Source organism: Streptomyces sp. NPDC029138, assembly GCF_055564375.1.
Genome location: NZ_JBVHWM010000053.1, coordinates 53,895 through 71,201, shown reverse-complemented (window position 1 = coordinate 71,201; position 17,307 = coordinate 53,895). Strand labels below are relative to the sequence as shown.

19 protein-coding genes are annotated in these 17,307 nt (G+C 71.2%); 7 read left to right on the top strand and 12 right to left on the bottom strand.

Features of this window, described 5'->3' with window-relative positions; genetic code table 11:
- A partial coding sequence (locus ACZ4WH_RS31650; protein WP_468187288.1) for a ribonucleotide-diphosphate reductase subunit beta occupies positions 1-918 on the top strand: 918 nt, incomplete at its 5' end.
- A gap of 7 nt (positions 919-925) precedes the next feature.
- Here the strand turns inward: ACZ4WH_RS31650 and ACZ4WH_RS31645 are convergent.
- Entirely contained in the window at positions 926-1,711 is a 786-nt protein-coding gene (locus tag ACZ4WH_RS31645; RefSeq protein ID WP_468187286.1) for a hypothetical protein, read from the bottom strand.
- Between the two features lie 69 nt (positions 1,712-1,780).
- Positions 1,781-1,996 carry a hypothetical protein gene (locus tag ACZ4WH_RS31640; RefSeq protein WP_468187285.1) on the bottom strand — a complete coding sequence of 72 codons (216 nt, stop codon included), beginning with the start codon at positions 1,994-1,996 and terminating at the stop codon, positions 1,781-1,783.
- A gap of 93 nt (positions 1,997-2,089) precedes the next feature.
- Here ACZ4WH_RS31640 and ACZ4WH_RS31635 point away from each other — a divergent pair, with 93 nt between their 5' ends.
- Entirely contained in the window at positions 2,090-3,052 is a 963-nt protein-coding gene (locus tag ACZ4WH_RS31635) for a GlxA family transcriptional regulator (protein WP_468187283.1), read from the top strand.
- Positions 3,053-3,074: 22 nt separating this feature from the next.
- Here the strand turns inward: ACZ4WH_RS31635 and ACZ4WH_RS31630 are convergent, their stop codons facing one another.
- From ACZ4WH_RS31630 to ACZ4WH_RS31585, 10 genes are all read right to left on the bottom strand, one after another.
- A complete protein-coding gene (locus ACZ4WH_RS31630) occupies positions 3,075-4,463 on the bottom strand; it encodes a bifunctional albaflavenone monooxygenase/terpene synthase (RefSeq protein ID WP_468187281.1) in 1,389 nt (462 codons plus the stop codon).
- The gene (gene cyc1, locus ACZ4WH_RS31625) at positions 4,460-5,545 is read right to left on the bottom strand and encodes an epi-isozizaene synthase (RefSeq protein WP_468187279.1); all 1,086 of its coding nucleotides are present in this window, start codon (positions 5,543-5,545) and stop codon (positions 4,460-4,462) included. Before cyc1 ends, ACZ4WH_RS31630 begins: the two co-directional genes overlap by 4 nt.
- Before the next feature lie 291 nt (positions 5,546-5,836).
- Positions 5,837-6,487 (bottom strand): peptide deformylase, encoded by a 651-nt coding sequence (gene def / locus ACZ4WH_RS31620; RefSeq protein ID WP_468187277.1) that lies wholly within the window; start codon positions 6,485-6,487, stop codon positions 5,837-5,839.
- Positions 6,488-6,550: 63 nt separating this feature from the next.
- Positions 6,551-7,531, bottom strand: a complete 981-nt coding sequence (locus tag ACZ4WH_RS31615; RefSeq protein WP_468187275.1) for a hypothetical protein — start codon at positions 7,529-7,531, stop codon at positions 6,551-6,553.
- A 99-nt stretch (positions 7,532-7,630) separates the two neighbouring features.
- The gene (locus ACZ4WH_RS31610) at positions 7,631-8,914 is read right to left on the bottom strand and encodes an HD-GYP domain-containing protein (RefSeq protein ID WP_468187273.1); all 1,284 of its coding nucleotides are present in this window, start codon (positions 8,912-8,914) and stop codon (positions 7,631-7,633) included.
- Positions 8,911-10,215: an HD-GYP domain-containing protein gene (locus ACZ4WH_RS31605; RefSeq protein WP_468187271.1), complete on the bottom strand. Its 1,305-nt coding sequence runs from the start codon at positions 10,213-10,215 to the stop codon at positions 8,911-8,913. The genes ACZ4WH_RS31610 and ACZ4WH_RS31605 overlap by 4 nt, the downstream gene beginning before the upstream one ends.
- 108 nt (positions 10,216-10,323) lie before the next feature.
- On the bottom strand, positions 10,324-10,635 hold the full coding sequence (gene rsrA / locus ACZ4WH_RS31600) for a mycothiol system anti-sigma-R factor (protein WP_059252525.1): 312 nt from the start codon (positions 10,633-10,635) through the stop codon (positions 10,324-10,326).
- The gene (gene sigR / locus ACZ4WH_RS31595) at positions 10,632-11,327 is read right to left on the bottom strand and encodes an RNA polymerase sigma factor SigR (protein ID WP_468187292.1); all 696 of its coding nucleotides are present in this window, start codon (positions 11,325-11,327) and stop codon (positions 10,632-10,634) included. The genes rsrA and sigR overlap by 4 nt, the downstream gene beginning before the upstream one ends.
- Positions 11,328-11,582: 255 nt before the next feature.
- Positions 11,583-12,212, bottom strand: a complete 630-nt coding sequence (locus tag ACZ4WH_RS31590) for an alpha/beta hydrolase family protein (RefSeq protein WP_468187269.1) — start codon at positions 12,210-12,212, stop codon at positions 11,583-11,585.
- 1 nt (position 12,213) lies between these two features.
- The gene (locus ACZ4WH_RS31585) at positions 12,214-13,029 is read right to left on the bottom strand and encodes an SOS response-associated peptidase (protein ID WP_468187267.1); all 816 of its coding nucleotides are present in this window, start codon (positions 13,027-13,029) and stop codon (positions 12,214-12,216) included.
- Between the two features lie 50 nt (positions 13,030-13,079).
- Here ACZ4WH_RS31585 and ACZ4WH_RS31580 point away from each other — a divergent pair, with 50 nt between their 5' ends.
- From ACZ4WH_RS31580 to ACZ4WH_RS31560, 5 genes are all read left to right on the top strand, one after another.
- The gene (locus tag ACZ4WH_RS31580; protein ID WP_468187265.1) at positions 13,080-13,802 is read left to right on the top strand and encodes a M50 family metallopeptidase; all 723 of its coding nucleotides are present in this window, start codon (positions 13,080-13,082) and stop codon (positions 13,800-13,802) included.
- A 28-nt stretch (positions 13,803-13,830) separates the two neighbouring features.
- On the top strand, positions 13,831-15,147 hold the full coding sequence (gene aroA, locus ACZ4WH_RS31575) for a 3-phosphoshikimate 1-carboxyvinyltransferase (RefSeq protein ID WP_468187263.1): 1,317 nt from the start codon (positions 13,831-13,833) through the stop codon (positions 15,145-15,147).
- A gap of 11 nt (positions 15,148-15,158) precedes the next feature.
- On the top strand, positions 15,159-16,169 hold the full coding sequence (gene rsgA / locus ACZ4WH_RS31570; protein WP_468187262.1) for a ribosome small subunit-dependent GTPase A: 1,011 nt from the start codon (positions 15,159-15,161) through the stop codon (positions 16,167-16,169).
- Positions 16,170-16,253: 84 nt separating this feature from the next.
- The gene (locus ACZ4WH_RS31565) at positions 16,254-16,577 is read left to right on the top strand and encodes a DMT family transporter (protein ID WP_030657145.1); all 324 of its coding nucleotides are present in this window, start codon (positions 16,254-16,256) and stop codon (positions 16,575-16,577) included.
- 324 nt (positions 16,578-16,901) lie between these two features.
- Positions 16,902-17,222 (top strand): hypothetical protein, encoded by a 321-nt coding sequence (locus tag ACZ4WH_RS31560; RefSeq protein WP_468187259.1) that lies wholly within the window; start codon positions 16,902-16,904, stop codon positions 17,220-17,222.
- Positions 17,223-17,307: the final 85 nt, after the last annotated feature.

Sequence of the window (17,307 nt, the reverse complement as noted above, 5' to 3'; positions counted from 1 at the left end):
ATCAAAAACACCTGGACCGTCGAAGAGGTCGACCTCCACTCCGACGTCGCCGACCTCGCCAAACTCACCCCCGAAGAACAACACCTCATCGGCCGGCTGGTCGCCTTCTTCGCCACCGGCGACTCCATCGTCGCCAACAACCTCGTCCTCACCCTCTACAAGCACATCAACTCCCCCGAAGCACGCCTGTATCTGTCGCGTCAGCTGTTCGAGGAAGCCGTCCACGTCCAGTTCTACCTGACCCTCCTGGACACCTACCTCCCCGACCCCGACGACCGCACCGCCGCCTTCGCCGCCGTCGAGAACATCCCCTCCATCCGCGAGAAGGCCGAGTTCTGCTTCAAGTGGATCAACGAGGTCGAGAAGATCGACCGCCTGGACACCAAAGCCGACCGGCGCCGCTTCCTGCTCAACCTCATCTGCTTCGCCGCCTGCATCGAAGGACTCTTCTTCTACGGCGCCTTCGCCTACGTCTACTGGTTCCGCAGCCGCGGCCTGCTCCACGGCCTCGCCACCGGCACCAACTGGGTCTTCCGCGACGAGACCATGCACATGAGCTTCGCCTTCGACGTCGTCGACACCGTCCGCAAGGAAGAACCCGACCTCTTCGACGACCAGCTCCAGCAACAGGTCACCGACATGCTCCACGAAGCCGTCGAAGCCGAACTGCAATTCGCCCGCGACCTGTGCGGCGAGGGCCTGCCCGGCATGAACACCGACTCCATGCGCCAGTACCTCGAATGCGTCGCCGACCAGCGCCTCACCCGCCTCGGCTTCGCCCCCGTCCACGGCTCCGAGAACCCCTTCTCCTTCATGGAGTTGCAAGGCGTCCAGGAACTGACCAACTTCTTCGAACGCCGCCCCTCGGCCTACCAGGTCGCGGTGGAGGGCACCGTCGACCTGGACGAGGACTTCTGACCGGCCGTTACTTCAGCTTCACCGCGTCCCCGGCCGACACGACCCGCGCGGTCGTCGTCGTGCCGGGGAAGTACCAGCGCCAGCTGCCCGCAGAGGTGACGGTGACCTTGGTGCTGAGCTTTCCGGCGTCGCCCGTGCGCACGGTCTTCACCGTGCGGTAGTGGGCGGCGCCGGCCGCCTTGAACTGGAGCTTCACGTCCTGCCCGGTGAACCCGTGGTACTTCAGGTCCTCCCAGTTGGCCCGGGACAGCTTGCCGGTGACGGTGAGCTTGGCGCCCTTGGCGACGGGCTCGGGCGAGGCGTCCGTGGTCAGTCGCGAGGCCCGCTTGACCTTGTACTCGGCGATCCGGTCGGAGATCCAGTAGTCGCCGTCGTTCGCCTTGACGGTGGCGTTGACCTGCCAGACGCCGGCCAGCTTGTTGCTGTCCATGTCGTCACTGTCGCGGATCCAGGCCGGGTCGACGGTCATCGTGACCGTGCACACCGACGTGGTGTGCGACTTCTTCGCGCACGAGGTCCCGGTCCAGTCGAAGAAGCCCCAGCCGTGGGTCGTGTTGAAGGTACTGGCATCGGTCACCCCCTTCACGCCCGAGTCGTCCTTGATCGTGAGGGCGATCGGGAACGTGACCTTCTTCGACGTTCCGACGGTCACGTTCCCGCCCTTGTTGACGACGGTCTTCACCACGCGGATGTCTCCCCTGCCCTCCGCGTGGGCGCCCGTCGCGGTCAGCAGCGTCAGGGCCGCGGCCCCGCCCGCCAGGGCCCAGGCCGTTCCGGCCGTTCTGCCTCGCATGTTCCCTCCCCTTGTGATGTGAGAGGAGAGCGTACACAGCGGGCGGACAGGGCTCGCACATGGTTTCTGTCAGGCGGGTCGGGTCGCGCCGTGGTGCCTCCTGCGGGGCTGGGGCTCCTTCGCCGGCTCGGTGGGCCTGGGTGTCCCGCGCCGCTCCGCCGCCCTGAGCTGGCGGTCGATACGCCGGTCGCGCACGATGCCGAGCACGGACGGGAGGACCAGGAGGACCAGGATCCCGAGGGTGGCGAGCATTCCGATCAGTCCTTCGATCTGGTTTCCGTTCATGCACACCACTGTCGCGCCGGATACTCCTTACCGGGAGTGGCAGGACTGCCGTAGAGGCTCGAATTACTGCCACTGTCGAGGCACACTGGCAGCATGCTGAAGAACGTGGCCGCCGTGCTGCTGGACGGGGTGCATCCCTTCGAGCTGGGTGTCGTGTGCGAGGTGTTCGGCATCGACCGCAGCGACGACGGGCTGCCCGTGTACGACTTCGCCGTGGTGTCGGCGGAGGGGCCCGACCTGGGCACCCACTGCGGGTTCACCGTGTCCACGCCGTACGGCCTGGAGCGGCTGGAGGAGGCCGATCTGATCGCCGTACCGGCCGGTGAGACCTACGCGGAGCGCGAGTACCCGGAGGAGCTGCTGGCGGCGCTGCGGCGGGCCGTGGACCGGGGCACCCGGGTGCTCAGCGTCTGCTCCGGGGTGTTCGTGCTGGCCGCGGCGGGGCTGCTGGACGGGCGGCGGTGTGCGGTGCACTGGCACCACGCCGAGCAGCTGGCCCGGCGCTACCCACGGCTCACGGTCGAGCCGGACGTGCTGTACGTGGACGAGGATCCCGTGATCACCTCCGCCGGCACCGCCGCCGGGATCGACGCCTGTCTGCATCTCGTGCGCAAGGAGCAGGGGCCGGAGGTGGCCAACAAGATCGCCCGTCGGATGGTGGTGCCGCCGCACCGGGACGGCGGGCAGGCGCAGTTCATCGAGCGGCCCCTGCCGAAGGCGCCCTGCGACACGGTCGGGGAGGTGCTCGCCTGGATGGAGGCCCACCTCGACCAGGAGGTGACCGTCGAGCAGCTCGCCGCCCGCGCCCATATGGCGCCGCGCACCTTCGCCCGGCGCTTCCAGCAGGAGACGGGGACCACGCCGTACCGGTGGATCCTGCGCCAACGGGTGCTGCTGGCACAGGAGTTGCTGGAAGCAACGGACGAGACCATGGACGCCATCGCCTGGCGCACCGGGTTCGGTACGGCCGCCGCGCTGCGCCACCAGTTCGTCCGGGCGCTGGGTACGACCCCGAACTCCTACCGGCGCGCGTTCCGGGGCCCGGAGGCCGCCTGAGCGCGCGCCGGTACCAGGTGGTCTACCAGGGCATCGCCCGCAGCAGCAGGTTCTGCGGGCGGAGCGTGATGCCCACGCGGGTGGTGTCGTCGGACCCACTGACCTGCTCGAAACGGTACTTCGCGGAGATCGCCGCGGTGATCAGGCTCAGCTGGGTCATGGAGAAGTGGTCGCTGGGGCACTTGCGGTTGCCCACGCTGAACGGGCTCATCGCGTACTTCGGTACCTCCTTGGCCCGCTCGGGCAGCCAGCGGTCGGGGTCGAAGTCGAGATGGCGGGCGTAGGAGCGGGCGTCGCGCTGGATGGCGTACGGGCTGTAGACGATGTCCGCCCCGGCCGGAATGCGATAGCCGCCGAGCGCGGTGTCGGTGACCGCGCGCCGCGACAATATCCATACGGCGGGCCGGAGTCGCATGGCCTCGACGACGACATTGTTGGTGTGCGTGAGTGCGCGGACGTGCTCGAATCCGACCGGTCGACCACCGGTCACGGATTCGACCTCGGTCCGTACCTTCTCGGCGTGTTCCGGGTGTTCGGCGAGGACCTGGAGCAGCCACATGATCGTGGACGCCACTGTTTCGCTGCCGGGGGTGAGTATGGCGACGACCTGGTCGTGGATCTCCTGTTCCCCGATGGGGTCACCATTGTCGTCCTTCGCCTCCAGCAATGCCGTCAGCAAATCGTCCGGCTTTTGACCAGATGCCCTCCGCTCGGCGACGATCTCGTCCACCAGCAGATGCAAATCGGCCAGCGCCCGGTTGAATTCGCGGTTGGCCGGAAACGGCAGCCGGTAGAGCGGGCCGAGCGGGACCACCATCCGGCGGTACATACCGCGGAAGACGGTGGCGAGATCGATGCTGAGCCGCTCCGCGCGTTCGTCCATGTAGTCGCCGCGCAGCAGGCAGCGGGCCGCGATGCGGACGGCGACCCGGAAGGACTCGGAGGTGCAGTCGATGGTGTCGCCGGGTTTCCAGCGGTCGGTCAGCGCGTGCGCCTCCTCCTCCATGATCGGGCCGTAGTCGGGTATCGCGTCGAGCCGGAACGCGGGCTGTATGGTGCGCCGCTGGCGGCGGTGCCGGGGGCCGTTCGCGGTGGCCACGCCCTCCTTGCCGAGGAGTCCTTCGAGGGACTCCCACAGCGGGCCGTCGATCTTGAAGCCGGGGTTGAGGGCCAGTGCTCCGGTGAGCGCCGGCGTGGTGACGGCGTACACCGTCTTGGGGCCGAGCTTCAGGCGCACCACGTCTCCGTGGTCGCGCAGCCCGGACATGAAGGCGAGCGGGTCGCGGACCAGTTTCAGACCGTGGCCGAGGACCGGTACGGCACCTCCGGCCAGGGGCGGTTCACGCAGGTCGAGCGTCTCGGGGTTCTCGGGCGTCTCGGGGTTCGCGGGCTGCACCGACTCGACGGTCATTTCTCACCTGCCGCTTCGTTCGTGACGTACGGGGGCGTGGAGCGGTCGTCCCAGCTGTCGACCATGTACCGGCCGGACTCGTGGTGGAACCAGTAGACGGAGCTGAACCAGTTGCGCATATTGCCGACACAGGCCTGGACCGCGGTGCTCAACTCTTTTCCGCGGACCGTTCCGTCGTCGATCTCGCGGGCGAACTCCAGGGCGTCCTGCTCGGCTTCGAGGAATTCGCTGATGCATTCCTCGACGCGCCGCCGGACGTCGTCCACCGCTTCTTCGAGGGTCAGCCCCGCATGGGTGATGAGGCTGATTCCGAGATTGTGCACCTCGTCGCCCGCTATTTCCTTCGGCAGCGAGCAGAGGTCGTTGTACCAGGCGGCGAATTCCTGACTGAGGAGGGCCGCCCGTCGGTACGCCGGGTTTTTCCTTACGGCGTCCGGGAGTTCACATCCGGCACTGGGTTCGAGGAGGTCCGTCCATATCCAGTGCGCGAAGGTGAGCCGGCGCAGGGCGAGGTACTCCTCGACGCCGGGTATGTATCCCTCGGTGCGGTTGCGGAATTCACGGTCGTAGGCCTCGATCACCGCGTGGAAGTGCCGGGCGAACCGCTGGTTCCAGGTGGGCGACAGGAAGCCGTACAGCCGCAGCACGCTGTCCGCGAAGCCCGCCACCAGTGGGTCCGGGTGGTGCAGATGGTGCCTGGGTGCGTCGAGAGCCGCGTGCAGCCGGTGCCGCAGCCGCCGCCAGTCGCCCGCCCGGCCGTGCACGATGTCACGGTCGTGGCGGTCGTCCCAGACGAAGAACCAGGCGCTGTAGTCGGCTATGGCCTGGAGGACCTCGTCGGGAGCACCGGTGTAGTAGCCCGCCATGAGGTCGGTGTAGCACAGGCCATCGGCATATTCCCGGACCTTGGCCGGCGGCATGAGCCGCTTTTCCAGGAGCCAGAGCCGGGTCTTCTCCTGTAGTCGTGGCCAATACGGATGCAGTTGCCGGGGAAAGGCGGACTCGATCACCGGGAGTGCCAGTGAGGGTGGGACTACGACCGCCGTCGGCGCCGCTGTGGTGCTGTGTGGGAAAGCTTGCACGAACAAACCCCTCTCAGCCGCCAGGAGCGCACACCCCTCCGGTTGTGCCGGGCGTGCGCCGTTACGTATCCCGCACTTCCATTCAGCACCACAACTGACCGTCGTGGGAACGGATTTGCTCCACTCACCACCCCAAGGTGCCGAGAATCCCCCCTTGTGTGACTGGTTAAGGATCACTAGGAGCACACAAGGGATCGGTTGTACGACGCACGGACGAGCGAAGCGCGGCAACACGAAGGCGCCCCGGCCAGGAAGGATCCCGGCCGGGGCGCCCCACGCGCGCAGCGCTGGTCAGTCGTTGGCGACCACGGGGTAGCGTGGCTCGTTCTCCGCCATCTGCCGCAGCGCGTCCTTGCGGTCCCGCTTCGACAGCCGGTCGATGTACAGGTAGCCGTAGAGGTGATCGGTCTCGTGCTGCAAACAGCGGGCGAAGTAGCCGGTGCCCCGGACCTTGATCGGGTTGCCCTGCTCGTCCTGGCCGGTCACCTCGGCGTAGTCGGGACGGGCGAGCGACGCGTACGCGGTGGGCACGGACAGGCAGCCCTCGTTGCTGTCGTCCAGCCGGCGCTTCTCGGCGGGCAGGTCGACCAGCTTCGGGTTGCACACCACGCCGACGTGCCGGACGCCCTCGTCGTCCTGGCAGTCGTAGACGAAGACCTTCAGGTCGACACCGATCTGGTTGGCGGCCAGGCCCACGCCCTCGGCGGTGCGCTGGCTGGCGAACATGTCGGCGACCAGCTGCCGCAGCTCCTCGCCGAACTCGGTGACGTCCTTGCACTCCTTGTGCAGCACCGGGTTGCCGACGACCGTGATCGGCCGGGAGGTGCCGCGCTCGCGCCAGGCCCTCTCGCGCTCCTCGCAGTCCTCCGTGTCGACGACATAGCCCTCGTCGTCGACGGGGAGCACGCCCGCGTGCTGCTGATCGGTGTCCTGCTGCGCCATGACCGACGTACGCCTTCCTCAAAGAACAGGGGGGATGTTGCTGATACAGGGTACGGCGCCTGGTCAGCAGACCTCTTCCAGATCGCGCCAGTCCCGCGAGTCCGGGCTGTCCGCGACCCACCCGTCCAGCAACCCCCGGACCAGCGAAGCCGGCGCAGCCAACCCGCACTCCCGCTCCGGCACCCACAGCTGTCCGTCCGTCCGATGCCCCAGCGGCCCGGGGTGACCCGGCTCGCTGTGGTCGTGCGGGTCCAGGTGCACCCCCTCGCCCTCATCGGACGGCATTCGGGACTCACTGCACATCCGGCACAGCAGCCGTACCGACGACGACCAGTCCTCCGCCGCGAACCCCGCGTCCGCTGCCAGTTGCTCCAGCGCGTCCCGGTCGGCCTCGGTGGCCGCCTCCAGCAGGACCACCCAGGTGGGGACGGGCGACGGCGCCCACAGCTCGATCTCGTCGAAGACCGGATAGGAGTGCCCGGTGGACGTGGTCCGCTCGCCGTGCGGGACGCCGTCGTGCAGCACGACCTCGCCCCAGCGCCGCCCCGACGACGGCAGCGGGATCGACAGCACCTCGATCCGCGCGGGATCCAGCCGGCGGCCCCAGACCACCTCGGCCTCCCCCTCCGGGGAGAGCCGTACGGCCGCGCTGCCCAGCTCCATGCCGACGGGCTCGGCGGAGGCCGCTGCACCGCCCGGCACCTTCAGCCCGTACGCCTGCCAGGCGCGGCGGGCCAGCGGCCAGTCCTGAAGCGCGGTCGCGGCGATGCCGACGTTCCACCAGTCGGGCGCCCCGGTCTCCCGGTCGAGCAGGGCGACCGCGCGCAGCCCGGCCGCGCGCGCCTGCTCCCAGTCGTGCCGGAACTTGTGCAGCAGGGCGAGGTTGAACCAGGACTCCGACAGCCAGGGTTCCAGATCGGCGGCCCGTGTCAGCAGCTCGCCCGCGTCCTCGTACCGGCCGTCGCCGATGAGTGTGAACGCGCGGTCGGTGGCCTGCCGCCAGGAGGCGGAGGGCCGGTGCCGTCCCTTGCCGAAGATCCTCACGATTCCCGCCTGCCAGTTCCATGTCCCGCTGTGGGCTGGCTTGTGCCCCCGGACACCCTCTCCCTCGCATCCAACCACGTGCCGTGGGAAAGGCGCTCATTACCCATGGGTTACCCAGCCGGGCACGGGGTCAGACAGTCCCGTTCGCCGCACCGGCACGCGCTCCCGCACGCCGGGAGGCCTGGCCAGCACCCGGGCGAGCGACTCCACGACCTCGGGAGCGTAGTCCCCGGCGGTGCCGAGCCGCAGCTCCTCCAGTGCGCGCAGCGGGCCTTCGGGACCGAGGTCCCGGGTCTTCTCGTCGTAGGCGTTCACGGCCCGGACGATCCGGGCGGCGAGCGGCTGCTCCCGGTAGGGGTCGGCCTGCCGTTCCACGACGACGGCGACAGCCGCGTCCACCCCGGTCTGCCGGACGACGGCACCGCCGAGCAGGGCGATGCGCCGCTGCTCCGTGGCCGGGAGGCCGGCGGTGGCGCCGGCCGGGACCGGGTCGACCAGGCTGAGCTGGCCGATGTCGTGCATCAGGGCCGCGTACTCCAGGACGGTCAGTTCGGGGCCGGTCAGGCCGAGATCCCGGCCGACGGCGAGGCTGAGCGCGGCGACGCGGTGGGCGTGGCCGGCGGGGGTGCAGCCGGCGATCTCGGTGGCGCGGGCCAGGGAGGCGATGGTCTGCCGGTAGGTGGCGCGAACGGCCGCGTAGCGGCGCAGGGAGAGCTGGACGAGCAGCATGGGCAGGCAGAACACGGGCAGCGCCCACAGGCCGACGACGGCGACCGCGAGCGCCATCACCGCGCCGGTCGCGCAGATGGCGGAGCCGATGCCGAGCAGTCCGCGCAGTTCCTCGCGCAGCAGCGGGCCGAAGGGCCAGCCGGTGCGGCAGTGGGCGAGCGCGGCGGCCAGGACCGCGCCGCACAGGGAGGTGAGGGCGAGCAGGGTGAGCAGCAGGAGGGCGTAGGCGGGACCACTCCAGTGGGTGAACGCGCCCTCGTTGTAGAGGGGTTGGAAGCAGACGGCGGCGAAGCCGACGGTGAGGATCCGGCGGGCCAGGTGGTCGACGGTGGGGCTGCGGCCGGACCAGATGTGCGGGACCGCGCCGAGCACGCCGGCGACGAGGACGACGGTGACGACCTGGGCGGCGTCGTGCTGGCTGGGCCGTCCGGCGTCGGCGCCCAGCAGGGCGTACGACAGGGCGACGGCGGCACCGAGGGGCGCGGCCTGCCGGCGCCCCTGCTCGTCGCTCCAGCGGATCAGTTCGCCGATGGCTATGAGCACGCCGAAGGCGAGCGCGACACCCCGGTCGTGCAGGCCGGTCCACAGGGTGACGGCGAGGGCGCCGGCCGCGACGAGGGCGGCGGCGCCGTGGATCAGCCGCAGGGCGGTCATCGGGGCGCCCCGGTGCTGGGGGTCCGCTCCACGGCCGGGGCGCCGTACGCCGGTTCGTCCGCGGTGACCGCCGGGTGCCAGCCGAAGCGGCGCAGGGCGCGGACGAGCGCGCCGACCATCCGGGGGTCGAAGTGCGCCCCGGCGCAGCGCTCCAGCTCGGCGACGGCGGCCTCGACCGGGCGGGCCCTGCTGTAGCAGCGGGTGGAGGTCATGGCGTCGAAGGCGTCCGCGACGGCGACGATCCGGGCGCACTCGGGGATCTGGCTGCCCGCCAGGCCGTACGGGTAGCCGCTGCCGTCGAGCCGTTCGTGGTGGTGGAGGATGGCCGCGCGGGCCTCGCCGAGGAAGGAGATCCCGCGGACCATCTCGTGGCCGTACTCGGGGTGCAGCTCGATGATCCGCCGCTCCTGCGGGGTGAGCGGGCCGTCCTTGCGCAGCAGCCGGGTGGGCACGCCCAGCTTGCCGACGTCGTGCAGGATGCCCGCGAAGCGCAGCACCTCGACGCGGTCGTCGTCCATGCCGAGTTCGCGGGCGATCAGCACGGAGGCGTGTCCGACGCGTTCGCTGTGGCCGCGGGTGTAGCCGTCCTTGATGTCGACGGCCTGGACGAGGGCGCGGATGGTGGCCTGGTGGGCGGCGCGTTCGCGGTGGTACTGGGCGAAGACCCACCCGGAGACGGCCATCGGCAGCAGCACGAGGAGCGCGGCGACCGGGCCGTAAGGGCTGCGCCAGAGCACGGCCATCATCAGCCCGGCGAGTCCGTGCACCGCGACCGGGGCGAGGGAGCGCGCCAGCAGTCCGCGCCAGGCCCGCCGCAGCGGCACCAGTCCGGCCGCCGCGCGCAGGCCGCCGTCGAGCGCGGTGAGCACCAGGCAGAAGGCGAGGACGGCCGCGCCGGCGGGCAGCAGGGCGGTGGGAAAGTCGGAGCCGACGACGGCGTGTTCGCCGCCGAGCGCGCGGTGCACCCGGGCGGCGGCCCATACTGCGAGCGCGGGCTGCGCGGCCCGCCACACGCGCCGGAGCGGGGCGGGCGGGTGCTCGACCGGGGAGAGCAGCGCGGCGGGCACCGGGACGAGCGCGGCGGCCGCCGGGGGCAGCAGGAACGCACCGGCGAGCAGCACGGGGTAGAAGGTGCCGCCGAAGCGGCGGCGCACGACGTGCTCGCAGGCCGCGTAGAGGGCGGCGAGCAGGGCCAGCGCCCACCAGGGGGTGTGCGTCGCCGGCAGGGGCAGCAGGCAGAGGACGGCCGGCAGGGCGACGGCGGCGACATAGCCGCGTGCCCTTGCCGGTACCGCGTCCATCACACCCCTCCCCGTGCCTCCTCCAGGCTCGGAGCCTAGGGCGGGAATCGGGGGGTGCGGGGCTTATGACCTGAGGATTAGCACGTTCGGGTGATATGACCCGGCGTGTCAGGACTCCTGCGGTGCCGCCGGGGCCTTGGTCACATCGTGCTCCGGCACGGTCTGCCCGGAGCGGATCAGCTCGATCCGTCCCATGACCTTGGCCCGCAGGTCGGCGGGCACGTCATCATGCCCGCAGCACCGCTTCACCAGCTTCTTCACGGCCTGCTCCAGGCCGTACTTCTCCAGGCACGGCGAGCATTCCTCGAAGTGGTGCTGGAACTTGTCGCGGTCGACGTCCGGCATCTCGCTGTCGAGGAACTCGTACAGGTGGTCGAGGACCTCACTGCAGTCCGTCTCGTGCGGCTCTCCGCAGCTCATGAGCCCGAGCCTTTCGCTTCGTTCGACTCTCCGGCGCCGGCCGGGACCAGCCCGCGCTCACGGGCGTAGTCCTCCAGCATGCCGCGCAGCTGACGGCGGCCCCGGTGCAGCCGGGACATCACCGTCCCGATGGGTGTCCCCATGATGTCCGCGATCTCCTTGTAGGCAAACCCCTCGACGTCCGCGAGATAGACGGCGATGCGGAACTCCTCGGGGATCGCCTGGAGCGCCGACTTCACGTCCGAGTCGGGCAGGTGGTCGAGCGCCTGCGACTCGGCGGAGCGCAGACCCGTCGACATGTGCGACTCGGCACGGGCGAGCTGCCAGTCCTCGATCTCCTCCGCGGCGGAGCGCTGGGGCTCGCGCTGCTTCTTGCGGTAGGAGTTGATGAAGGTGTTGGTGAGGATGCGGTACAGCCACGCCTTCAGGTTGGTGCCCTCGCGGAACTGGTGGAAGGACGCGTACGCCTTGGCGTACGTCTCCTGCACCAGGTCCTCGGCGTCGGCCGGATTGCGCGTCATGCGCAGCGCGGCCGAGTACATCTGGTCGAGGAATTCGAGCGCGTCCCGCTCGAAGCGCGCGCTGCGCTCCGCGGTCGTCTCGTCGGACGCGTCCGCGCTGACGCCCTGGCCCTCGGGCAGCTCCGCCTGGCCGTTGTCGGTCCCTGCGTCGGTACCGGTGACCGGACCCACCTCCTCAAGATCCCGGGCGGGACCGAAACCGATCCCACTCGTTTCGGAGGATAGAACACGACCCGTGCCTGCCGCCGCTCGAACAGGAGCGGTCTTGGCCGCGTGCAGCACGGACCAGTCCAGGTCGGGGCGGCTGCTGCGGGCCGGGCAGATGGTCGAACCCATGCGGCGGACTTCCTCTCCTGCGACGTCGGTGCCGAAGCCGTCGGCACTTCCGTCCGGCTCAACAGCGGCCCACCGCCCAACATTCCCGGGTCACCCCAGTGACGCGACCCACTCCCGCACCGCGCCGGTGATGATCTCGAGCGCCCGCTCCTGAGTGATCTCCGCGCGCTTGGGCACGGCGAAGCCGTGATCGCCGTACGGCACCTCGATCAGCCGGAAGTCGCCGTCCGGGAACTCCGCCGGCTTCCCGAAGGGGTCGTTGCCGCCCTGGACGACCAGCGTGGGCACCCCGGCCCCCAGCAGCTCCTCGGCCCGCGACTTCTCCGGCCTGCCGGGCGGGTGCAGCGGGAAGCTCAGCGCGAGCACGGCGTGCGCCCCCAGCCCGGCCGCCGTACGGCAGGCGACCCGGGCGCCGGCGCTGCGGCCCCCGGAGATCACCGGCAGGCCGGATTCCGCGAGCGCGGGCCACACGCCCCGCCACCCGGTGTCCAGGGTCTTCGGCGCGGGCGCGACCTTCTTGCCGGCGACCCGCCAGGGCTGCTCGACGAGGGCGACGCTCACGCCGTCGGCGGGCAGCGCGGCCGCGAGCGCCCGGAGGTCGCGCGCCTCGATGCCGCCGCCGGCGCCATGGCTCACGGCCAGCACCAGCCGTGCCTTCTTCGCCTTGTGCCAGGTGATCCGGGCGTCCCCGGCGTCCGTACCGACGATCTCTGTGGTCACGTCAGAAGAGTGTGCCCTCTTCCGGTCCGTCCAGCTCCTTCAGCAGCTCCGGGCTGTTGTTGCGGACGTTGCTGACGGCGGTGGGGACCGGGTAGGCGCGCATCAGGCCGGCCGGGGGCGGGGTGAGCAGCTCGCGCAGGTCGTCGGGGTCGGTGCGGGAGGGGTCGAGCCAGGCGTCCCAGCGGTCCGGGGTGAGCATCAGCGGCATCCGGGGGTGGATCTCGGCGAGGGAGCGCGGGCCCTCGGCGGGGGCCACGGCCAGCGGGGTCTTCTCCGCCTCGGTGGTGATCACCGAGCAGGTGACCCACCAGGCCCGGGGATGGTCGTCGGGCAGCGTCCGGTCGCGCCAGAACTCGTACAGGCCGGCCATCGCGAACACCGAGCCGTCGGCGGGGAGCACGAAGTACGGCTGTTTGCGCGGCCGCTTCTTCTTGCCCTCCACCTCCAGCTCGCGCTCCCGCTCGCCGGTGACCCACTCGTAGTAGCCGTCCGCCGGCAGGATGCAGCGGCGGGTGGCGAAGGCGCGCCGGTAGGAGGGCTTCTCGTGCACGGTCTCGGCCCGGGCGTTGATCATCCGGGCGCCGCCCTCGGGGGTCTTGGCCCAGGACGGGACCAGGCCCCACTTCAGCGTGCGCAGCTGGCGAACCGGACGAGGGGAGTCCGCGTCTTTCAGGGGGCGGTCGAGGACCGCGTAGACCTCCTTGGTCGGCGCCACGTTGTAGTCGGGCTCCAAGGTCTCCTCGGGCTCCCACTTCTCGATCTCGAAGATTCCCGCGAGATCCTCGGGCCCACGACTCGATGCATACCGTCCGCACATACGTGCCACACTGCCAGACTCCGCACAGTGACAGGGAGCGACCAGCACACATGGACAGCCTCGCCGCCACCGCGCTGCCCGACCTCTGGGACCGGCTGACCGGGACCCAGCCCGATCCCGACCTGTGGGTGGTGCTGGCCACGCTGGCCGCCGCGCTCGCCGTGGTCGTCCCGCACCCGGTGTGGCGGATATCCCGCAACGCGATCACCATCGCGCACGAGGGCGGCCACGGCCTGATCGCCCTGGTCACCGGTCGGCAGCTCACCGGGATCCGGCTCCACTCCGACACCAGCGGACTCACCGTGAGCCGGGGCAAGCCGTACGGGCTGGGCATGATCCTGACGGCCGCCTCGGGGTACACGGCCCCCTCGCTGCTGGGTCTCGGAGGGGCCGCGCTGCTGGCCGCCGGGCGCATCACCCTCCTGCTGTGGGCGGCCACCGCCCTGCTGGTGGCGATGCTGGTGATGATCCGCAACGCGTACGGCGTGCTGACCGTGGTCCTCGCGGGCGGGGCGTTCCTGCTGGTGTCCTGGCTGGCCGGGCCGCAGGTGCAGGCGGCGTTCGCGTACGCCGTGGTGTGGTTCCTGCTGTCCGGCGGGGTACGGCCGCCGTTCGAGCTCCAGGCCAAGCGGTCCCGCGGGGGCGCGGGGGACTCGGACGCGGACCAGCTGTCGCGGCTGACGCACGTACCGGCGGGCCTGTGGCTGTTCCTGTTCCACGCGGTGTCGCTGTGCTCGCTGATCGGCGGGGGCCGCTGGCTGCTGGAAGGTTGACACCGGGCCCTCCTTATAAAGTGGCCCCATGGCCCCGAACACCTCCTCCACCGCCCTCTGGCCCGCCCCGCACGCGAGCGGAGCCGTCGACGCGACGGTCCACGTGCCGGGGTCCAAGTCGGTCACCAACCGCGCCCTGGTCCTCGCGGCCCTGGCCTCCGAGCCCGGCTGGCTGCGCCGCCCGCTGCGGTCCCGGGACACCCTGCTGATGGCCGGTGCCCTGCGGGCCATGGGCGTGGAGATCGAGGAGGGGGTGGGCCCGGACGGCACCGGCGAGGCCTGGCGGGTGCTCCCCACGGGCCTGCGCGGCCCGGCCACGGTCGACGTCGGCAACGCGGGCACGGTGATGCGGTTCCTGCCGCCGGTGGCCGCGCTGGCCGACGGCCCGATCCGGTTCGACGGGGACCCGCGGTCGTACGAGCGTCCTCTGAACGGCGTGATCGACGCGCTGCGGGTGCTCGGCGCCCGGATCGACGACGACGGCCGCGGCGCGCTGCCGCTGACCGTGCACGGCGGCGGGGCCCTGGACGGCGGCCCGGTGTCGATCGACGCCTCCTCCTCGTCCCAGTTCGTGTCCGCGCTGCTGCTGTCGGGCCCCCGTTTCAACCAGGGCGTGGAGGTCCGCCACACCGGCGCCAGCCTTCCGTCGCTGCCGCACATCCGGATGACGGTGGACATGCTGCGCGCGGTCGGCGCCCAGGTGGACACCCCGGAGTCGGGCGGCGAGCCGAACGTGTGGCGGGTGACGCCGGGCGCGCTGCTCGGCCGGGACCTGACGATCGAGCCGGACCTGTCCAACGCCCAGCCGTTCCTGGCGGCGGCCCTGGTCACCGGCGGCAAGGTGGTGATCCCGGACTGGCCGGCCCGTACCACCCAGCCGGGTGACCGGCTGCGGGAGATCTTCACCGAGATGGGCGGTTCCTGCGAACTGACCGACTACGGCCTTGAGTTCACCGGTTCCGGGGCGGTCCACGGCATCGACGTGGACCTGAGCGACGTGGGCGAGCTGACCCCGGGCATCGCGGCGGTGGCGGCGCTCGCCGACTCGCCGTCCACCCTGCGGGGCGTGGCCCATCTGCGGCTGCACGAGACGGACCGGCTGGCCGCGCTCACCAAGGAGATCAACGAGCTGGGCGGTGACGTCACGGAGACGGCCGACGGCCTGCACATCCGCCCGCGCGCGCTGCACGGCGGGACCTTCCACACCTACGAGGACCACCGCATGGCGACCGCCGGTGCGATCATCGGCCTGGCGGTCGAGGGCGTGCTGATCGAGAACGTGGCGACGACGGCGAAGACCCTGCCGGACTTCCCCGACCTGTGGACCGGGATGCTCGGGCAGTAGGGACGTACGCCATGCGCCGCTACGGCAAGCACACCGACGAGGACGACATCCGCAGCCGTCCCAACCGCAAGGGCAACCGGCCACGGACGCACATCCGGCCCAAGCACGAGGACGCGGCCGAGGGCATGGTCCTCACCGTCGACCGGGGACGGCTGACCTGCCTGGTCGAGGACCGGGTCGTGATGGCGATGAAGGCGCGTGAGCTGGGCCGCAAGGCGGCCGTGGTGGGCGACCGGGTGGCCCTGGTCGGTGACCTGTCCGGCAAGAAGGACACGCTCGCGCGGATCGTCCGCATCGAGGAGCGGACGTCGGTGCTGCGCCGCACGGCCGACGACGACGATCCGTTCGAGCGGGTGGTCGTGGCCAACGCCGACCAGCTCGCGATCGTGACGGCCCTGGCCGACCCCGAGCCCCGCCCCCGGCTGATCGACCGCTGCCTGGTCGCGGCCTTCGACGGCGGCCTGGAGCCGCTGCTGGTGATGACCAAGTCGGATTTGGCCCCGCCGGACAAGCTGCTGGAGCTGTACGGCGCCCTCGACATCCCGTACGTGGTGACGAGCCGGGAGGAGCTGGAGAGCGGCACCGCGGTGGCCCGGGTGCGTGAGCAGCTGGACGGCAAGGTCACGGCGTTCGTCGGGCACTCCGGTGTGGGTAAGACGACCCTGGTCAACGCACTGGTGCCCGAGGACCAGCGGCGTACGACGGGCCACGTCAACGCGGTGACGGGCCGCGGCCGGCACACCACGACCTCGGCGCTCGCGCTGCCGCTGTCGGGCGGCGCCGGCTGGGTCGTCGACACCCCGGGCGTCCGCTCCTTCGGCCTGCACCACGTGGACCCGTCCCGGGTGATCCACGCCTTCCCGGACCTCGAACCCGGCACGGAGGGCTGCCCGCGCGCGTGCAGCCACGACGAGCCGGACTGCGCGCTGGACGCGTGGGTCGAGGCGGGGCACGCCGACCCGGCGCGGCTGTACTCGCTGCGCCGGCTGCTGGCCACCAGGGAACGCACGGAAGGCGACTGAGGCTCGCGTTGTTTGCCGGGGTGCCGGGGCGGTAAGTGCATAATCGCACCGAGCCGGAGATCCGGATCAACGGGAGGACCGCACATGGCGTGGCTGCTGGTCATCGTGGCCGGGATACTGGAGACCGGCTTCGCCGTGTGTCTGAAGCTCTCGCACGGATTCACGCGCCTGTGGCCGACGATCGCCTTCGCGTCGTTCGCGCTCGGCAGCTTCGGTCTGCTCACCCTGTCCCTGAAGAAGCTGGACGTCGGCCCCGCCTACGCCGTGTGGACCGGCATCGGCGCGGCGGGCACCGCGATCTACGGCATGGTCTTCCTCGGCGACCTGGTCTCCACCCTGAAGATCGTGTCGATCAGCCTGGTCATCATCGGAGTGATCGGCCTTCAGCTGTCGGGCTCCGCCCACTAGGGGGCGGGACACGGGGGCAGGGGGCGGGGACATGGGGGTTACGGGGGACGCGGTTCCGTCCCGGCACCACGACTCGGGCGGCTGGCTGCTCCCGTACACCGGCCGTGTGCTGGTGGTCTGCCCGCACTGCGGTGGCCGCGCGCTGGTCGCACCCCGGCCGGATCTGCCCCCGCCGAGGTACTTCAGCGAACTGCTGGTCCTGCCTCGCCGGCTGACCTGCGCGGGCTGCGGTGCGATCGCCCGCTGGGCGGCGGACCTGCGCGGCCGGGGACTGGTAGCGGCCCAGCCCGGCGGCACCGAGGACCCCTTCTTCCGGCGGCCCCTGTGGCTCCGACCCGGTGCCTCGGCCGCGTGCTGTGGGCCTACAACGAGGAGCATCTCGAAGCGCTGGCCGCCTACGTCGGTGCGGCGTTGCGCGAGCGGGGCGCCGCGCGTCCAACGATGGCGATGTTCGCGCGGCTGCCCCGGTGGACGAAGGAGTCCGGCCACCGCGCCGAGGTACTGGCCGGCCTGGACCGGCTGCGGGACCTGACCCGGCACTCCGCGCCCGCCGCCCGCTCCGACGCCGCGCACGAACGCGGGGACCGCCCCCGGCACTACGGGGCCCTGTACTTCCGCGGCGGACCCTACGAGGACGGCGACTGAGGCAGACGGCGGACCGCACGAGGACGGCGGCCGAGGTGGGCGACGGACCGTACGAGGACCGCGCCCGAGGTGGGCGACGGACCGT

Coding starts and splice junctions, on each gene's coding strand:
- ACZ4WH_RS31635 (WP_468187283.1), top strand. CDS start 2,090: ATGCTGAAGAACGTGGCCGCCGTGCTGCTGGACGGGGTGCATCCCTTC.
- ACZ4WH_RS31610 (WP_468187273.1), bottom strand. CDS start 8,914: ATGACCGCCCTGCGGCTGATCCACGGCGCCGCCGCCCTCGTCGCGGCC.
- ACZ4WH_RS31640 (WP_468187285.1), bottom strand. CDS start 1,996: ATGAACGGAAACCAGATCGAAGGACTGATCGGAATGCTCGCCACCCTC.
- ACZ4WH_RS31580 (WP_468187265.1), top strand. CDS start 13,080: ATGGACAGCCTCGCCGCCACCGCGCTGCCCGACCTCTGGGACCGGCTG.
- ACZ4WH_RS31630 (WP_468187281.1), bottom strand. CDS start 4,463: ATGACCGTCGAGTCGGTGCAGCCCGCGAACCCCGAGACGCCCGAGAAC.
- ACZ4WH_RS31605 (WP_468187271.1), bottom strand. CDS start 10,215: ATGGACGCGGTACCGGCAAGGGCACGCGGCTATGTCGCCGCCGTCGCC.
- rsgA (WP_468187262.1), top strand. CDS start 15,159: ATGCGCCGCTACGGCAAGCACACCGACGAGGACGACATCCGCAGCCGT.
- aroA (WP_468187263.1), top strand. CDS start 13,831: ATGGCCCCGAACACCTCCTCCACCGCCCTCTGGCCCGCCCCGCACGCG.
- def (WP_468187277.1), bottom strand. CDS start 6,487: ATGGCGCAGCAGGACACCGATCAGCAGCACGCGGGCGTGCTCCCCGTC.
- ACZ4WH_RS31585 (WP_468187267.1), bottom strand. CDS start 13,029: ATGTGCGGACGGTATGCATCGAGTCGTGGGCCCGAGGATCTCGCGGGA.
- ACZ4WH_RS31645 (WP_468187286.1), bottom strand. CDS start 1,711: ATGCGAGGCAGAACGGCCGGAACGGCCTGGGCCCTGGCGGGCGGGGCC.
- rsrA (WP_059252525.1), bottom strand. CDS start 10,635: ATGAGCTGCGGAGAGCCGCACGAGACGGACTGCAGTGAGGTCCTCGAC.
- ACZ4WH_RS31565 (WP_030657145.1), top strand. CDS start 16,254: ATGGCGTGGCTGCTGGTCATCGTGGCCGGGATACTGGAGACCGGCTTC.